This window comes from Staphylococcus sp. GDH8C109P (assembly GCF_017893405.1).
GTDB lineage: Bacteria > Bacillota > Bacilli > Staphylococcales > Staphylococcaceae > Staphylococcus > Staphylococcus cohnii.
On record NZ_JAESMX010000019.1, the window covers coordinates 24,313 to 43,626 of the forward strand.

The window sequence follows — 19,314 nt, forward strand, 5'->3', positions numbered from 1 at the left end:
AGAAAAACTTTTTTTAATTTTCTGAATCACTTTTTCATTATATTAAAATCATAATGTTTCTTTAAAGTTGTCTAAATATGATAAAGCTCTATGAGCGAGTTGTTCATATCTTATTTTTTTATCTTTAATTTTTTCATCTAAAACTGGCAACAAACCAAAATTAGCATTCATCGGCTGGAAGTTTTTTTCATTTTTTGCATGAGCAATATAATAAGCCATGCTACCTAACATCGTTTCTCTAGGGAAAATAACCTTCCCTCTATTTTTAACTTTATGCGCTACGTTGATTCCAGCAATTAAACCACTTGCTGCACTTTCTACATAACCTTCTACACCAGTCATTTGGCCAGCAAAGTGGAGTGTTTCTTTTCCTTTTAGTTCATAAGTCTCCGTAAGTACATCAGGAGAATTAATAAATGTGTTTCTATGCATAACACCATATCTAACGATTTCAACATTTTCTAAACCAGGTATCAATCTAAGTACTTCTTTTTGTGCACCCCATTTTAGATGTGTTTGAAACCCTACTAAATTATACAAAGTACCAGCAGCATCGTCTTGACGTAATTGTACAACAGCATATGGTATCTCACCAGTTTTAGGATCTTCTAAGCCAACTGGTTTCATTGGACCAAATAATAACGTTTTACGGCCACGTGCTGCCATTACTTCAAATGGCATACAACCTTCGAAGTATTTTTCTTTTTCGAATTCATTCACAGGTGCTACCTCTGCTGCTAATAAAGCCTCATAAAATCTATTAAATTCTTCTTCAGTCATCGGACAATTTAAATAAGCCGCTTCACCTTTATCATAACGTGACTTTAAATAAACTTTATTCATGTCAATACTGTCTTTTTCAACAATCGGTGCTGCAGCATCATAAAAATATAGTTGATCTTTACCTGTTACATCAACAATTTGTTGTGCTAATTGATCTGTCGTTAGCGGACCAGTAGCAATAATGGTATATCCTTCAGGTATAGTGCTGATTTCTTCATTCATTACAGTGACATTTGGGTGATTTTTCAACGTTTCAGTAATATAACCTGCAAAATCATGCCTATCTACAGCTAGTGCACCGCCAGCAGGTACACGTGCTTTATCTGCTGCAGTTATAACGAGTGAATCCATTCGGCGCATTTCTTCTTTCAACACGCCCACGGCATTAGTTAGCGCATTGCCACGTAATGAATTGGAACATACTAATTCAGCAAATTTATCTGTATGATGTGCTGGAGTTTGTTTAACCGGCCTCATTTCAATTAAATTTACTTTTATGCCTCTTTGCGCTAATTGGTAAGCGGCTTCTGAGCCAGCTAAACCAGCTCCTACAACATTGACAATTTGAGTCATATATTATTATCCTCCTATACAAAAAAATAGCAACTACGATACCAATTTATAAGTTTAATAACATATCTCTACATTATAAATATGAATCGTAAGTTGCTAAACATTATTAAAAAAATACTTTCTTTTCCTAATAATCAATTTATATATAATTGTTATTTTTGTTCTTCTTCTTTGTAATCACAGTTTGAGCAAATAACCTGACTTTTACGCCCTTGTTTTTTCTCAACTAAATAGTGTTCACATTTTGGACAATCACGTCCGATCGGTTTATCCCAAGTGACAAAATCACATTCAGGATATTTAGAACAACCATAGAAGATACGATTTTTCTTAGACTTACGTTCAACGACATCGCCCTCTTTACATTTAGGGCAAGTCACACCAATTGTTTTGACAATTGCTTTAGTATTTCTACAATCAGGGAAGTTAGAACATGCCATAAATTTACCATATCGACCCATTTTGATAACCATAGGTGCACCGCAAACTTCACAATCTTCTCCAGCAGGTTCGTCCTTAATTTCAATTTTTTCCATTTCTTCTTCTGCACGTTCAACATCTTGTTTAAAGCTATTATAGAAATCTGAAATAACTTTTTTCCATGCTATCTCACCTTCGGCAACTTTATCAAGTAATGTCTCCATATTAACTGTAAAGTCTACATCAATAATTTCAGGGAAATATTCTTTAACTTGTTCATGAACAATTTCACCTAATTCCGTAGGAACAAAACGTTTACTTTCATTTTTAACGTAGTTCCTTTTTTGAATTGTATCAATTGTAGGTGCATATGTTGATGGACGTCCTATTTTCATTTCTTCCAAGGTTTTTACTAATCTTGCTTCGGTATAACGTGGTGGAGGTTGTGTAAAATGTTGTGAAGGTTCAATATTTGTTGCTGTAACCATTTCACCCTCATTTATATTAGGCAATTTATTTTCTTTACCTTCATCTCCATCATCTTTTGTTTCAACATATAAAGTCATAAAACCTTTGAACTTAATTGTTTGTCCATTTGCTCTAAATTTCAAATCATTTTGTGTTAAATCTAATGCTACCGTATCTAAAATAGCTGGTGCCATTTGACTTGCAACAAAACGCTCCCAAATTAATTTATATAGTCTATATTGATCCCTAGTTAAATAATTTTTCATTTCGCTAGGTGTACGCAAAGTACTAGATGGTCTAATAGCTTCGTGGGCATCTTGGTCTCCTTGACCTTTAGATTTGCGATTTGAAGTATATTCATTACCATAAGTATCTTGAATATAACCCTTAGCTTCACTCTTGGCCTGTTCAGAAATTCTAGTAGAATCTGTACGCATATAAGTGATTAAACCAACTGTACCTTGTTTTTTTAGGTCGATACCTTCATATAATTGTTGAGCAAGCATCATTGTTTTACGCGCTTTGAAATTCAATTTTCTTGCAGCTTCTTGTTGTAGTGTCGAAGTCGTAAATGGATTTGCAGGATAACGTGTCTTCTCTTTTTTCGTTACTTTTCTAACTTCAAATTGATCTCCGTCAAGCTGTGATGTAATCGTCTCAACTTCATTTTTATTAGTTAATTTGTATGGTTTGTTTTTATAATGTAAGAATTTAGCACTAAATTTTGATTTTTTATATCTAAATTCTCCTTCTATTTTCCAATATTCTTCTGGCTTGAAATTTCTGATTTCATTTTCACGATCTATGACTAATCTTAAAGCGACTGATTGTACGCGTCCCGCAGAAAGCCCTTTTTTAACTTTCTTCCATAAAACAGGAGAAATATTATAACCTACTAAACGGTCTAAAATTCTTCTAGCCTGTTGCGCATCCACGAGTTCCATTTCTATGCCTCTAGGATGTTTAAAACTTTGTTTTACTGCATCTTTTGTTATTTCATTAAATACTACTCTATTTTCTGTTGAGTCTTCTAAATTTAATATATTCGCTAAATGCCAAGCAATTGCCTCACCTTCACGATCGGGGTCACTTGCTAAGAATATATTTTTTGCTTTCTTAGCATGTTTTTTTAATTCTTTAACAACAGGACCCTTGCCGCGTATAGTAATATATTTGGGTTCATAGTCATTTTCTACATCTACGCCCATTTGGCTTCTTGGCAAATCTCTTACATGCCCCATAGATGCGATAACTTTATATTTTTTACCTAAATATTTTTCAATGGTTTTAGCTTTTGCAGGCGATTCAACTATGACTAAATTTTCTGCCAAAGTAGTTACCCCCTTGCATTTCTAATTACAAAGATAAATGATAAACGGTCTATTTTGTTTTTGTCAATGTTTTTAATTTTAAATTCATTTAAACAAAGGCATATTTAGGTTTAAATATTGGAAAAGACACCGATTATTCACATCTTTTCTTTACAAATCAAAAAGTGTTCTCGTACAAATTTATTTATATCAATTTTAGCCAAAATCATCTATGATATCTTTCGGTGATATTACAATTTTCGCGCCATCTTGTGCACTCATTAGGTTGCCCATTGTCATATCATTAAACATTGAACCTGGTAAAACATATACCTCTCTGTTTTGTTCTAATGCGCAATTTGTTGTAATTAAAGTACCACTTTTAATTGTAGATTCTGTTATCAATACACCTTTCGAAAGACCACTTATCAATCTATTCCTTTCTGGAAAATGGTGCTTGAGCGGTTTTTGATAAGGTAGATATTCACTGATGACTAATCCTGTTTGTTCTAACTGTTCCCTAGATTTTTGCGTTGATTTTGGATAATGATTAAGGTGACCAAAGGCTAATACTGCAATAGCTGACATATGATTTTCTATAGCGTATTGATGTGCTACTTGGTCTGCACCTTTTGCTAATCCAGAAACGATAGTTAAATTCTTCTTTTTAAATGAAGGAAAAAGGAATTTTAGAGCATCTCTTGTATAATCAGTTGCATATCTAGAGCCAACAATTGCAAGGGTTTGATTACTTGCAGTTATCGCGATATTTCCTTTATAAAAAAGTATGAACGGGGGATCATGTATTTCACGAAGTAAATTTGGATAAGATGGATGGTTAATTCCAATAAAATTAATATTCCATTTATATAATTGCATCAGTATAGCATCAATGTGATAGTTAACAAAATCATGATATATTTGATATCTCTTTTGAGATTTAGTAGTCGATAAATATAGTTTTAATATCTTTTGTTGTTCACGCTTAGTGTATGACAGAAAATTGCTTTTAAATTTAAGTAACCGGTGTATTTGCTGTGTGGACAGTCCTGAGAAACGTAATTTTAAAAATAGATAGTCTGTGTTCATATATCGTACTCCTTTATAAAATCATTATAAAGTAAATCGATATAAAGTCAGTTTACAAATTAAATTCATTTAGACTATATTTGTAATCTATTTTTAAAAAGAAATTTAAATAAGTACAGTACATAAGCTGCATATCATACAAAATTCATACACTTAAAATAGCACAAACTCCAACATATTTTGGGAGTTTGTGCTTATTTTAATACTATTTTATTGATAATTTATACTATTTAACAGTAAGTAATTGTTCATAGATACCTGCTTCTTTTGCAGCATCAATTAACGTAGTACCAATTTCTGAAGGTGTATCTGCAGTCTTCACACCACAACTATTTAATGTTTTGATTTTCTCTTCTGCAGTCCCTTTACCACCAGAAACAATTGCGCCAGCATGACCCATACGTTTTCCTGGAGGTGCTGTTTGACCACCAACGAAACCTACAACAGGTTTAGTCATATTAGCTTTAATCCACTCAGCAGCTTCTTCTTCTGCTGTACCGCCAATTTCACCAATCATAACAACCGCTTTCGTTTCATCATCTTCATTAAATTGTTTTAATACATCGATGAAGTTAGTACCGTTAACCGGATCTCCTCCGATACCTACTGCAGTAGTTTGGCCAATGCCTTCTTCAGTCAACTGATGTACAGCTTCATAAGTCAGTGTACCTGAACGTGAAACCACACCTACATGACCTTTTTTGTGTATATAACCAGGCATGATACCAATCTTACATTCATCTGCAGTAATAACACCTGGACAGTTTGGTCCAATCACACGTGTTTTCTTACCTTCTGAATAACGTTTCACTTTAACCATGTCGATAACTGGAATATGCTCTGTGATACATATCGCTAAATCTAACTCAGCTTCAATACATTCTAAAATAGCATCTGCCGCGAATGGCGCAGGTACATAGATTACTGAAACAGTGGCACCAGTTTCTTTTTTAGCTTCTTCAACAGTATTGAAAACTGGTACGCCTTCAACTACTTGTCCACCTTTTCCTGGAGTTACCCCTGCAACAATTTGCGTACCATATTCAAGCATTTGTTTTGTATGGAAAAGTGCAGTAGATCCTGTGATACCTTGTACAATTACTTTTGTATTTTTATCTATCATTACGCTCATCTTAGCGTTCCCATCCTTTCCTTACGCTTCTTTTACAAGTTTTACGATTTTTTGTGCGCCTTCTGCCATTGTTGCAGCCGGTTCAATAGCTAATCCTGATTCGTTCAGAATTTCTTTACCTCTTTCAACATTTGTACCTTCTAAACGTACAACTAACGGTAAGGTTAATTCAACTTCTTTAACTGCAGCAACAATACCTTCAGCAATTATGTCGCATTTCATAATGCCACCAAAGATATTAACAAAGATACCTTTTACGTTTTCATCACCTAAAATGATTTTAAACGCTTCAGTAACTTTTTCTTTTGTTGCGCCGCCCCCTACGTCAAGGAAGTTCGCCGGATTACCACCAAAGTGATTGATTGTATCCATTGTCGCCATTGCAAGACCAGCACCATTTACCATACATCCAATGTCGCCATCTAATGCAATGTAGGATAAATCATATTTAGAAGCTTCGATTTCTTTTGGATCTTCTTCTTCTAAATCGCGTAATTCTTGGATATCTTTATGCTTAAATAACGCATTGTCATCAAAGTTGAGTTTTGCATCTAATGCAAGTACTTGTCCATCACCTGTAGTTACAAGTGGGTTAATCTCAACAATTGAACAATCTTTTTCAATAAATACATTATAAAGTGATACTAAAAACTTAGCTGCTTTATTAATAGATTCTTTAGGAATATTAATATTGAAAGCAATTCTTCTTGCTTGATAAGGTGCTAATCCAACAACTGGATCAATTGTTTCTTTGAAGATTTTTTCAGGTGTTTCAGCAGCAACCTTTTCAATTTCAGTACCGCCTTCTTCTGATGCCATCAAAGTAACTCTATCAGTTGCACGATCAATGACAAATCCAACATAATATTCTTTTTGAATATCGCAGCCTTCTTCTATGTAAAGGCGCTTAATCTCTTTACCTTCTGGTCCAGTTTGATGTGTTACTAATGTTTTTCCTAACAATTCTTTTGCATATGTTTCCACTTCAGATAGTGATTTTGCAATTTTAACACCGCCTGCATTACCTCTACCCCCGGCGTGAATTTGCGCTTTTACAACATATACTTTTGAATCTAATTCTTTTGCCTTTTCAACTGCTTCTTCTACAGTAAATGCTACACGTCCTTCTGGGACAGCAACGCCCATTGAACGAAATATTGCTTTACCTTGATACTCGTGGATATTCATTCTCCATCCTCCTGTTTCTTAGGTTAAGTTCATATTTAATTATAGGAAATGAAAGCGCTATTGTAAACTGATTTAAACTACTTATTTCAATTCTTTTAATTTTTAGATTATTTATAAAGTGATTTAATTGGTTGAAATGTTTTTCTGTGGACATTTAAAATGCCGTGATTTTTAATTGCATCTAAGTGTTGCTGAGTCCCATAACCAACATTCTTTTCAAACCCATACTCTGGAAATTTTTGGGCAAGCTGCGTCATATACCTGTCTCTATTTTCTTTGGCTAAGACACTTGCTGCAGCAATCGATACACTTTTAGCATCGCCTTTCACAAGAGATGTTTGATCGATATCTGTTTCTAAAGTCATCGCATCAATGAGTAAATGTGTTGGCTGAACTGACAGACCGTTAATAGCACGATTCATAGCTAATTTTGTCGCTTCATATATATTGATTTCATCAATTTCCTCTACAGTAGCATAACCGAATGCATAAGCATGTAGTTCCTCTAATAATTGACGTTCTAATACTTTTCTTTTTTTGGCAGTAAGTTGTTTCGAATCATTAAGTCCTATAAAATGATGATCATGATTAAGTATCACCGCACAAGCGACTACTGGTCCTGCAAGTGGACCTCTCCCCACTTCATCAATACCACAAATTATCGCCCTTTCATCTTTTGCTAATATTTGATTTTCATAAAAAGTCATGGCTTGATATTGATTTAATAATTGTTGTTCTTTATCTAGTTGTTTTATTCTTGTTGCTATTGCTTTTTGAACCCCAATTCGTTCATCCATATAAAATGGTTGAAGTTGAATGTCGCTAGAGTTGTCTATCGTTGCTAATTGATCTTTAATTTCTTTTATCGTTTGTTTCATAAATTTACGTTACACATCCATTTCTTTAATAACATCAAACGTATATGTGCCGATTTTCGCATTTCTAATTTCATGGATGATTAATTCAATGACCGCTTCATAGTCAACCTCATTACCGCTACGTAACAATCCTCTACGACGTCCTATAGCATCAAACCATTCTAAATTTTCAGCTTCTATTGGCACATCGATCTTATAGTGATTTTTCAATCCTTCATAATCATGAGTTTTTAAAAATTCAAGACCATAAATCGCAACTTCATCCAAATGCACGATACTGTCTTTAATCGCTCCGGTAATACTTAATTTTTTTCCTACAAGTTGATCTTCAAATTTAGGCCAAAGTATACCTGGCGTATCTAATAATTGAAGTGAATTTCCAACTTTGATCCATTGTTGTTGCTTTGTGACGCCAGGTGTATTTCCAGTTTTAGCAATGGCCTTGTGTGCTAATTTATTAATGAGTGTAGATTTTCCAACATTAGGAATACCGACGATCATCGCACGAATCGCACGTGGTTTTAGTCCTTTTTTCTTTTCACGGTCAAACTTTTCTTGTGTTGCTTTAATAGCTGTTTGTTCTACTAATTTTAGTCCTTTACCATGTTTAGCATCGATTGCCACCGGATAATAACCTTTTTCTTTAAAATAAGACTCCCATTTTTCTAGTTCTTTTAAATTTGCCATGTCTTTTTTATTCAAAATAACTACTCTCGGTTTTTGTTGTATCACATCATCGATCATTGGGTTTCTTGAACTATAAGGAATACGGGCATCAACAAGTTCAAAAACAACATCTACTTTTTTCAATTGTTCAGCAACTTCGCGTTTTGCTTTTGCCATATGTCCTGGATACCATTGAATTACCATTTACTTCACCTTTCTTTTTACGTGTATTCGTTTGTTTTTCAAAATTTTATATTTTATTCATACCATTCATTGACCTTAAAATCATAACACGAGCGATGAACAGAGATAAATAAAAAATTGTATTTACTTCATTTAAAAAACTAATTTACACTATTTTCCTATAATAAATACCCAATTGTCTAGAACAGACCTTAAACTAAGCAAATTTGTGCCCTTCAATACTAGTATCAAAATAAATATAATCTTGTGATTAATTTTTTTGAAATAAAATAATAGTAATTTTTATCAATAAATCTAAAAAATCGTTACAATAGAATTAAAATACTTCAATTACAGGAGACTACTCATGAAAAGGATGCTTTTTTACATATTATTATGCTTTATATTAGCAATCATTGGTCATGGATATGTCATCTATAGATTTATAAATGATGGTGTTTTATTTACAGGACCCAACGATGGCATGGAACAAATGATTCCAATGCAAATGTACTTGTATGATAAATGGAGTCATGGACAATGGTTTTACGCCACTGATTTTGGATTAGGCGGAGATTTTTTTACTGACTTAAGTTATTATTTTTCAACTAATATTTTATTTATGATTAATGTGCTATTTATCTTTATCATTAAATTAGTTGTCAATTTAAATACGCAAGACATCATGTTTTGGATGACAAATGCTCTTATAATATCAGTATTTAAATCAACGTTAGCGATGTTAGCAACTTTTGGTTTTGTGCGCTACATTACACATAACAGAAGCATTGCAATACTATCGTCATATCTTTTTGTAATGTCACCACTCTATTTTAGATTTACTGTATATTGGCCTTTTTTCAGTGATATTTTTATATTATTACCGCTACTCTTATGGTCTATTGAATCATTTTTACAAAAAGAAAAAAAAGCTATGTTTATTATAGTAGTCACAGTTTCATTGATTAATAACTTTTATTTTGCATATTATCAATTAATCGTAGGTCTAATCTATTTCACGGTTAGGTTAATATATAAGCATAAACATGATATCGTTCCTAGATTTAAAGCAATATACACAATCCTCATCGCTGCAATTTTAGCACTTGGTTGTAGTCTTTTCTTTTTTTATCATGGCTTACGTGCTTATAACAATAATAGACGTATACCTTTTAATGGAGACGTAGATGCTTTTGAACCTTTCAATCAAAATACGAATTTATTTTATGACAATTATTTAATAGTGATTTTATTTATAGTGATACAAGCACTGTTATCATTTAAACTGTACAAACATTTTTATTTTAAGTTATTTGCTATCTTTATGATCCTTACGATAGGTGCTAATTATTTACCATTTGTCGATCAGCTCTTTAACGGCTTTTCTGCACCACAAAAAAGATGGCATTACTTAATATCTTTTAACGCTGCATTGCTTATTGGACTATATGCAAAATACTTTAATACTTTAACGGTTAAAAATTATCTTTTTTCATCAATCATAAGTTTAAGTTTTATCTTTATAAGCGCTTGGGTTTATGATGATTTCGTTTCTTGGCTTTGGTTTACACCTATTGTTAGTTTAATAGGCTTATTAGTATTGTGTATTCAAGTCCCAACTTATCGTAAACGTTTAGTTTATTTTTACTATACTGCCATATTGATATTAGCAACACTCGTTGTAGCTGTTTTTATACGCAATCAAATTTACTTTGAAGATCATGTTGAACGAGCAAATCGTTATTATGTCAATGCAAGTCTTTTTAACACACCCTTACAAAGACAATTAGTCTCTGAAATGAAACATGCTAAGACCGAAGACGAACGTATCGATTGGCGTGTTAATGAACAAGATAACACACCTATGTATCAATTTTTTAAAGGTTCAAGTGTATACTCAAGTATTTTTCACCATAATATTTTAGACTATTATTACGATGATTTAAAAATTAACCTGCAGTCTGAATCAGTGAGTCGATACCAAAGTACTAATGGACGACAAAATATTAGCAGTTTATTTTCAATAAAATATTTAATGTTAAAAGATTATGAAAACAATGTTCCTAGTTATTTTAAAAAAGTCAAAAGTGAAGGACAATATCACATTTACGAGAATACTTTAAACTTACCTTCCGTAAAAGTGACTGATCAAATCTATAACGCCAACGCTTTAAAATCACCTATCGATCGAGAACATGCGATGTTAGATGGTGTTGTTATTAAAAATAAAGGTAAAACTTATACGGATAATGCACAAAACCTTATCAATTCAACTAAAATAGTTTATAAAAATGTAAAAGTGAAAAATCATAATCAAATTTATCTGTCCAAAAACCAAGGTCAGATTAAAATTCATGTTCCAAATCACATAAGAAAACGTTATTCAGACTTTTATTTAAGTTTGAAAGTTCAACGTGGCCAACCCGATAGTAACTACACAATTAATATAAATAATTATGCTAACCACCGTTTATATAACAATTCAACCTACAAAACTGGCGTTGAAAACCAATTATATAGGACGCAACTAGATAAAGATGGTAATATTAACATAGCTATTAATCCTAGAGGTAATTATTATTTTGAAATTCAAAGTCTTCATGGAGAAAACTATAATAAACTTAAAAAAGCCTATAACACAAAACAAAATCATTATTATAATGATATTAACAATGGAGTTAAAGTGAAGTTAGCGCCGCATTCTAAGGGTATCGCAACGATTAACATTCCTTATCGTGACGGTATGATGGCCTACATAGATCATAAAAAAGTAAAACCTAAAAAAGTAAATTATATGATGACTGGTGTGCCAGTCTCAGAACAAGATCGTGAAATCATCATTAAATATCGACCTAAATATTGGTTTACGATGATCATCATTTCAAGTATAAGTATCTTAATAAGTGCTTTTTGGTGTCTAAAACAAAAATCTAAATTTAAATAAAGGAGTTTATCTGAGATGAGGTATGACCGTGTTTCATAGAATTTGGTCCCACAAACTAACAAGATTTTTTACGATTCTTTTAATGGGTGTCGGCGTAGCTTTATTAACGTTTGCACCATATATTTACCGCTATTTAACTGACGGTATCGTATTCAGCGGTCATGGTGATGGGTTTAGACAAATGATGCCTTTCCAAATGTACCTTTACGAACACTTTAGCCAATTCAAAAGTTTTTATGATCATTCTTTTGGTTTAGGTGGAGATTATATTAAAGATTTATCCTATTATTATGCAACCTCACCTTTTGTAATAATTAATTTTTTATTCGTGTGGTTATCTGAAGTAATATTTAATAGCAATCCTAGCAATATCACATATTGGGCAAGTAACCAATTGATTGTAGCCTTTGTCAAAGGCATTGCAACATTTATTCTTGCATTCTATTTCTTTAATTATATCAAGCTCAAAAACTACATAGTATTTTTGGCTTCAATGTTATATGCAGCTTCAACAACTGTCATTTATTTAAATTTTACTTGGTCATATTATGGAGATTTATTAATTTTTCTCCCACTATCTTTACTTGGTATTGAACGGTTTTATAAAGAAAGAAAAATTGGATTATTTATTTTTGCTATTGCCTTAACATTATTTTCAAATTTTTATTTTAGTTATTACGAAGCCATTGTTATTTTGAGTTACTTTATCTATAGATGTATCTTCCCCCATGCAAAAGATATCGTCACAAGGAAACAACAACTTTGGATGATACCTACAGCTGTTATATTAAGTACTTTAATTGCTATATGGGGCTTTTATACTGGAGTTTCTTCTTTTTTAAATAATGATAGAGTAAGTAACCCTTATTTTAATTTTGGTATCATTACAGATTTCGCACGACAAAAACATTTTTTCACAAATGGATTTTATATCACTGTTACTATCATTGCACTCATTGCTTTACTATCTTTTAAATTATATCGACATTATTATTATAGGTTATTTGCTATCGCTACTTGGGTGATGCTAATAGGATCTCTAACTCCCCTTTTCGATAGTATGTTCAATGGGTTCTCAACACCCGAGCGCCGCTGGGTTTATATATTTGCGCTTACTACTGCTGGATTAATTGCATTATTCATTCAGCATTTATCTGAAATATCATTGAAGTCGTATATATTCGCTTGCTTACCCATATTAATGATTATGGGTATTATGCAAATTATAGTTAAAGCACAAAAAATGTCATGGATGGGCATCTGCCTTGTAATTATGATTTTTATCGGTATATTGCTTTATAAAAAATCACTATTCAAATTAAAATGGCCATCTGTTGTACTTGTAATATTATTCATTATTCAACAAGCAATTATTTTAGAGAATGACCATGTAAATAACGTTCAAAAATATGAATCAACTGTTTCGTCAATGCATGATTCAAAATATAAAAGTCCTGCATTAGCCAAAAAGATTGATAAGATTAAACAAAGTCAAGATAATCCATTCAGTAGAATCGATTACATGTCACAATACGGTTTGAATTCACCAATGATATATCATTTCAACGGCATTGCGTTATATTCAAGTATTTTTGATGGCGATATTTTAAAATATTATGATAAAACATTACAAATCAATATGCATACGGATAAAAACAGCACTTACCGTTTACTTTCAAATAGGGCTAATTTGATGGCACTTTGGGATGTCAATGATCGTATACGTCGTCCAGAAGACAAAAATATGCCTTACGGTTTTTCTAAGCATAGTACAATCAAACATTCCGATGATGAATCCTTTATACATTCAACAAATAAAATCGACTATCCTAGTGCACATATTACACATAAAGTATTTAATAAAAAAGATCTTAAATCACCTCTGGATAAAGAACAAGCAATGTTACAAGGGGTCGTTTTTGACCAGACAGACGCATACCCTACCAATCAACAGTTCACACCGAATAAAAACTTACTTGCAGAAACTTCAACTCATTTAGTTAATGCAAAACGTACACAAAAAAATAAATTATCCGTTTCTAAGGACGGTGGTGGTATCCAGTATCAGTTACCAACATCTATTGCCAATCAATATAAAGACCTTTATGTAGAGATGGATGTTGAATTGATGGGACCAGATAAAGTACACAATGTTGGCGTGAATGAATATAATCAACATCGTAATAACTTATCTTATAAGTACAGACGTTTCGTCACTCCTGTAACAATGCGCATAAAATCCGCTCAAGATTTGAATATAAAATTATCTAAAGGTACTTATCGTTTTAATATTAAAGGAATATATGGAGAAAACTACAACGTATTAAATAAAGCGCATAAACAACTACATTCAGTGAAAGTTTCACAAAATGCACGTAATTATACAATTGAAAAAAATAAAGATGATGAAGGTTATCTCGTGTTGCCAATGCCTTATAGAGATGGAATGAAAGCTTATACAGACAAAGGCAAAACGTTACCTGTTAAACAAGGAAATGGCATCATGACAATCATCCCTGTAGAAAAAGGACAAAAGACAATTACGCTTAAATATACACCACCCTATACATGGTTGTTGATTATAATTAGTGTTATTGGAGTAGTTTTAAGTTTCATATATACAAAATGGATTTATGCTAAAAAATCAAAATAATTTCATTATCATCTTCGTCAAATTTTTGCAAAGCAAAAAAAGAAGCAGTTCCTAATAGGAACTGCTTCTTTTTTATGACTTTTATGCTGATTAACGAATTTCTTTAATTCTAGCAGCTTTACCACGTAATTCACGTAAGTAATATAATTTAGCACGACGTACTTTACCGCGACGTTTAACTTCGATTTTTTCGATTTTTGGAGTGTGTAATGGGAATGTACGTTCCACACCTACACCTGAAGAAATCTTACGTACCGTGAAAGTTTCTGAAATACCTCCACCACGACGTTTGATTACAACACCTTCGAATACTTGGATACGTTCGCGAGTACCTTCAATAATACGTACGTGAACTCTTAAAGTGTCACCTGGACGGAATGAAGGTAAATCTGTGCGTAATTGTGATTGTGTTACTGCTTCGATTAATTTGTGATTACTCATTATTTTTTCTCTCCTTCAACCTATGTTCTTGCCTAGACAAATATATAGCAGCGGATCATAGTGATTTTCGTGTGTCGCACACTTAAATTATGTTAGCACACTGTCATTCATTTTTCAATTGCTTTTTATATCTTTCTAAAATATCTTTATCTTTATCCGTAAGTGGATAATTTTCTAATAAATCGGGACGCTTTTCCCACGTACGTATCAGTTTTTGTTCATGACGCCATTGATCAATATGCGCATGATTACCTGACAATAATACATCTGGCACGTTCATATCTTGGTATGAACGTGGTCTTGTATATTGTGGAAATTCTAACAAACCATCTTGAAAGGAATCATCCTCATGTGATTGTCGATTGCCTAAAACACCTGGTATTAACCTTACAATTGCATCAGTCATTACCATAGCAGGCAATTCTCCACCTGTTAAAACATAATCTCCCATAGAAATTTCATCAGTAACTAGGTGCTGTCGAATTCGTTCATCATACCCCTCATAATGTCCACAAATAAAAACCAAATGTTCTGAATGACTGAGTTCCTGTGCAATTTCCTGATTAAATGGCCGACCTTGTGGACACATTAAAATCACTCGTGTATCTTCTGTTTTTTCAATGCACTTCATTGCATTAAATATAGGTTCTGGTTTGAGCACCATACCTTGTCCACCGCCAAATGGATAGTCGTCTACTTGATTATGTTTATTTTCAGCGAAACTTCTAAAATCGACAGTATTGACTTGTAGCATTTCCTTATCTTGTGCTCTTTTTAAAATCGATTGATTTAATACGCCATCAAACATTTGAGGGAACAAAGTTAAATAATCTATCTTCATTATTCCAACAGTCCTTCCATAGGCGTAATATCAATACGTCTACCTTCAACATCTATATGTTTAACAACATCTTCTATATATGGTATAAGATATTCTTTATCACCTTTGACAACCCATACATCATTCGCACCCGTTTCAAAAATTTCTATCACGCGTCCAATAGGCGTTTCTTTTTCATCGAATACGGTACAACCAATAATATCTGAGTAATAATATTCATGTTCACCCAATTCAATTTCTTCATGGTCGCGTTCTTGTAAAAGTATCTCCCCTTTTAAATGTTCAATATCATTAATATTATTGATTCCTTCAAAAGTCAACATGTGCAACCCTTTATGCATACGATATGTCGCAACTTTCAATTCTATTGTTGGTTCATTTTGACGTTCTATCATCACAATTTCACCTGGTTGAAAGCGAATATCTGTAAAATCTGAGTGAGATTGGACTTTGATTTCGCCTTTTATACCATGTGTGTTGATAATTTTACCTATTTCTACTTTCATTTAAGCTCCTCCGATAATGTATATATCATTGAAATTCGTTTTTTACATTTTTGATTAAACTAATTATAACATGAATTGTTTTAATTATTATAAGTCTTCACTATACGTTACGTGGTAAAATGTTGTATTGATTATTCTAAATTACTTTTTTAAACAATCTTATTAATTAGTGAACGTGCGCTAAAATGTTTCTGATCATTTATATAAGTTTTCACTCATTTGGTAATTTAAAAGGCTGGGACAAATGTATTGTCTCAGCCTCTTATCATTATATTGACATGTGCTATGGTAAACGTTTTACCTTAGTCATCCATGCGGAGATGAGACGATGAAATCATTTTAAATCACTGAGATTTCTACGCCTCTCCTTTTATAAATTTAATATGTGTAAATGATGACAATTATTTTTGATCGTCAAATTTTTTCAAGATACCTTCTCTTGATAAGATATTGTGTACAGTATCTGTTGGTTTAGCACCATTTTTTAACCATTTTAATGCTAACTCTTCATCAATTTTAACTTCTGGAGCATTTACATTATTTGGATTATAAGTTCCGATTTGTTCGATGTTACGACCATCACGTGGCGCACGAGCATCTGCTGCTACGATACGATAGAATGGATTTCTTTTTGAGCCTAAACGTGTTAAACGTAATTTAACTGCCATTTATATTCTCTCCTTTGATTGTTCTAATTTTTATTTTCTACAAGAAATAATATTAACAGTTATTTAGAAGTTTGTAAAGAGTTTCTTCTTTACCATTTTATATTTCTACTCTTAAACAATTAATTGTATCAATATAGCTTCTGATTTCGACGTAAACTTGACATTAATCATTAAACACTATAAATTGAGAATAAATTAAATATGAAATGCACTAGGGGTGTTTTTTAACTGAGATGAGTTTACTCAAACCCTTTGAACCTGATCTAGTCCGTACTAGCGGAGGGAAGTGTTACAAAAATGACAAAGCTATTTTAATATCTTACTTATAGATTGTAGATTTTTAGTACACAACTTCTCTCACGGAGGTTGTGTATTTTTTTATTTAATAAATAATTCTAGGAGTGAAATGATGACTAAAACAATACTTATAACTGGTAGCAGTAGAGGATTAGGTGCATCAATAGCAAAAACTTTAGCTAAGCAAGGACATAATGTAATTATCAATTATTTTCAAAATAAAGCATTAGCAGAAAAAGTTGTGGACGAAATTGGTCACGCGCGTGCAATTGCGATCCGCGCTGATGTCACTGACAGAACACAAGTTGATCAATTAATCACGGAAGCTACTAATTATTTTGGAAAAATAGATGCTGTTGTGAATAATGCGCTTATAGGATTTAAATTTGATCCTTCTAGTCAAAAATCATTTAAAGACTTAAGCTGGTCAGATTATCAACAACAAATTGACGGTACACTCAAAGGTGCTTTTAATGTAACGCAAAGCGTTATTGATCAATTTATTAAGCACAAATCAGGTACCATTATATCTATCGGAACGAATTTATACCAAAATCCTGTTGTACCCTATCACGAATATACTACCGCTAAGTCAAGTTTAATCGGTTTCACTAGAAATATCGCTGCCGAACTAGGTCAATATGGTATCAAAGCTAATGTCGTTTCTGGTGGCTTATTAAAAACTACAGACGCTAGTGCTGTCACTACGGATGAAGTGTTTGATTTAATCGAACAAACTACGCCATTACATAAAGTTACAACACCACAAGATGTAGCTAACATGGTGACATTTTTAGTTTCCGATCAGGCTAATGGTATCACCGGACAAAATATTACCGTAGATGGTGGCTTAACAATGAATTAAAATATGGAGGGCATCAATTATGACACACGATCAACATCTCAATATAGGTGTATTAATTTACGGTTGTGGCCATCACCAAGCTGCATGGCGTATGCAAGATTCTAGTATTGAACGAATCGGCGATATCGATTATTATCAATCGCTAGCTCGACTAGCAGAACAAGGCTTGCTGGATGCTATATTTTTTGCTGATAATCAATCTTTTCCTGCAAAAACGGATAATGATATGCCAGCTTTTTGGTTTGATCCATTAATGAATTTAGCAGCAATAGCACAAGTAACACAAAATATAGGCCTTGTTGCGACTATCTCAAGTACATTTTCGAATCCTTTTACTGCTGCAAGACAATTATTGAGTCTTGATCATATGAGTCAAGGACGTGCAGGTTGGAATTTAGTAACGTCTATGACAGATTTAGAAGCTGCAAATCATAGCATGTCTCATTTACCTGCACATCAAGAACGTTATAAAAAAGCAGATGAATTTGCATGTGTCATGAATCAATTATTAACATCTTGGAGCTTAGAAGATTTTATACATGAAAAGGTGCATGATATTCTAATCAATGCGAATCATATCCATGCGATCAATCATGAAGGAGAACACTTCAAAGTACAAGGGCCTTTAACAACACCAAGCAGCTTACAAGGCAAACCTGTTGCTATGCAAGCAGGTGCATCAGATCCTGGCATTGCATTAGCTACTAAATACGCAGATGCTGTTTATGCAGTAGCTTGGAACATACAGCAAGCTACTACATTTAAAAAAAGATTAAATCATCAACTAAAATTAGCAGGTAAATCAGAAAGCAGTATAAAAGTCTTTCCCGGGTTAGTCACATACGTGGCCCCAACATACGAAGAAGCTTATGCTAAAAAGCAAAAACTAGATGAAAACTTAGCAATTGAAACAGCATTAAATCAATTAGAATTTTTCATCCATCAAGATTGTCATAATTGGGATTTGGATGAACCGGTGCCACCTTTACCACCAATAGAAGCTTTTAAAGGTCCCAAAGGTCGTTATCAAACTGTATTGGAAATTATAAACGACAAAAACCCAACTTTACGACAATTGTTAGGATATCTTAGCGCAGGTGGTGGACATTTAACGCTTATCGGAACACCGGAACAAATTGTTGATGAAATGGAACATTGGTTTAATGAGGGTGTAGCCGACGGATTTAATTTAATGCCACCAACTTTTCCTAATAGCTTAGAAGATTTTGTAGATTTCATCATTCCAGAATTACAAAAAAGAAATCTTTTTAGAACAGAATATGAAGGTACGACATTTAGGGAAAATATTAATATACCTAAGTCAAATTAAATAACATGCCATTCACAAATGAAAATTCATAATTTTATATTTCAAACGATTTTGCATCGTGATGACGCCCAGGGAATTG

Annotated in this window: 15 protein-coding genes and 1 riboswitch; of the genes, 4 read left to right on the forward strand and 11 right to left on the reverse strand. The window is 32.8% G+C overall.

The features are described from left to right. Window positions 1-48: 48 nt before the first annotated feature. The 7 genes from trmFO to ylqF form a co-directional block, all read right to left on the reverse strand. Window positions 49-1,356, reverse strand: coding sequence for an FADH(2)-oxidizing methylenetetrahydrofolate--tRNA-(uracil(54)-C(5))-methyltransferase TrmFO (gene trmFO / locus KA867_RS09780; RefSeq protein WP_210137863.1), 1,308 nt, complete (start codon window positions 1,354-1,356; stop codon window positions 49-51). 152 nt (window positions 1,357-1,508) lie between these two features. Beyond that, window positions 1,509-3,575 carry a type I DNA topoisomerase gene (gene topA / locus KA867_RS09785; protein ID WP_210137864.1) on the reverse strand — a complete coding sequence of 689 codons (2,067 nt, stop codon included), beginning with the start codon at window positions 3,573-3,575 and terminating at the stop codon, window positions 1,509-1,511. Window positions 3,576-3,770: 195 nt separating this feature from the next. Then, window positions 3,771-4,643, reverse strand: coding sequence for a DNA-processing protein DprA (gene dprA, locus KA867_RS09790; RefSeq protein ID WP_210137865.1), 873 nt, complete (start codon window positions 4,641-4,643; stop codon window positions 3,771-3,773). A 226-nt stretch (window positions 4,644-4,869) separates the two neighbouring features. Continuing rightward, entirely contained in the window at window positions 4,870-5,775 is a 906-nt protein-coding gene (gene sucD / locus KA867_RS09795; RefSeq protein ID WP_210137866.1) for a succinate--CoA ligase subunit alpha, read from the reverse strand. Between the two features lie 21 nt (window positions 5,776-5,796). Next, the gene (sucC, locus tag KA867_RS09800; RefSeq protein WP_210137867.1) at window positions 5,797-6,963 is read right to left on the reverse strand and encodes an ADP-forming succinate--CoA ligase subunit beta; all 1,167 of its coding nucleotides are present in this window, start codon (window positions 6,961-6,963) and stop codon (window positions 5,797-5,799) included. 107 nt (window positions 6,964-7,070) lie between these two features. After that, window positions 7,071-7,841 (reverse strand): ribonuclease HII, encoded by a 771-nt coding sequence (locus KA867_RS09805; RefSeq protein WP_210137868.1) that lies wholly within the window; start codon window positions 7,839-7,841, stop codon window positions 7,071-7,073. Between the two features lie 9 nt (window positions 7,842-7,850). Continuing rightward, the gene (gene ylqF / locus KA867_RS09810) at window positions 7,851-8,711 is read right to left on the reverse strand and encodes a ribosome biogenesis GTPase YlqF (RefSeq protein WP_210137869.1); all 861 of its coding nucleotides are present in this window, start codon (window positions 8,709-8,711) and stop codon (window positions 7,851-7,853) included. 346 nt (window positions 8,712-9,057) lie between these two features. Here ylqF and KA867_RS09815 point away from each other — a divergent pair, with 346 nt between their 5' ends. Beyond that, the gene (locus tag KA867_RS09815) at window positions 9,058-11,634 is read left to right on the forward strand and encodes a YfhO family protein (RefSeq protein ID WP_210137870.1); all 2,577 of its coding nucleotides are present in this window, start codon (window positions 9,058-9,060) and stop codon (window positions 11,632-11,634) included. A 28-nt stretch (window positions 11,635-11,662) separates the two neighbouring features. Beyond that, window positions 11,663-14,287, forward strand: a complete 2,625-nt coding sequence (locus tag KA867_RS09820; protein WP_348634808.1) for a YfhO family protein — start codon at window positions 11,663-11,665, stop codon at window positions 14,285-14,287. Between the two features lie 90 nt (window positions 14,288-14,377). On the opposite strand, the gene rplS is transcribed toward KA867_RS09820, so the two are convergent. The 4 genes from rplS to rpsP form a co-directional block, all read right to left on the reverse strand. Beyond that, window positions 14,378-14,728 (reverse strand): 50S ribosomal protein L19, encoded by a 351-nt coding sequence (gene rplS, locus KA867_RS09825; protein WP_019468465.1) that lies wholly within the window; start codon window positions 14,726-14,728, stop codon window positions 14,378-14,380. 103 nt (window positions 14,729-14,831) lie between these two features. Next, on the reverse strand, window positions 14,832-15,569 hold the full coding sequence (gene trmD, locus KA867_RS09830; RefSeq protein WP_210137872.1) for a tRNA (guanosine(37)-N1)-methyltransferase TrmD: 738 nt from the start codon (window positions 15,567-15,569) through the stop codon (window positions 14,832-14,834). Next, the gene (gene rimM / locus KA867_RS09835) at window positions 15,569-16,075 is read right to left on the reverse strand and encodes a ribosome maturation factor RimM (protein WP_107384515.1); all 507 of its coding nucleotides are present in this window, start codon (window positions 16,073-16,075) and stop codon (window positions 15,569-15,571) included. Before rimM ends, trmD begins: the two co-directional genes overlap by 1 nt. 401 nt (window positions 16,076-16,476) lie before the next feature. Beyond that, a complete protein-coding gene (gene rpsP, locus KA867_RS09840; protein WP_019468468.1) occupies window positions 16,477-16,743 on the reverse strand; it encodes a 30S ribosomal protein S16 in 267 nt (88 codons plus the stop codon). Between the two features lie 203 nt (window positions 16,744-16,946). Further along, window positions 16,947-17,045: riboswitch (TPP riboswitch) on the forward strand. Window positions 17,046-17,152: 107 nt separating this feature from the next. Here rpsP and KA867_RS09845 point away from each other — a divergent pair. Together KA867_RS09845 and KA867_RS09850 are read left to right on the forward strand one after the other, a co-directional pair. Further along, window positions 17,153-17,905, forward strand: a complete 753-nt coding sequence (locus KA867_RS09845; protein WP_210137873.1) for a 3-oxoacyl-ACP reductase — start codon at window positions 17,153-17,155, stop codon at window positions 17,903-17,905. A 19-nt stretch (window positions 17,906-17,924) separates the two neighbouring features. Then, on the forward strand, window positions 17,925-19,235 hold the full coding sequence (locus KA867_RS09850; RefSeq protein ID WP_210137874.1) for an LLM class flavin-dependent oxidoreductase: 1,311 nt from the start codon (window positions 17,925-17,927) through the stop codon (window positions 19,233-19,235). Window positions 19,236-19,314: the final 79 nt, after the last annotated feature.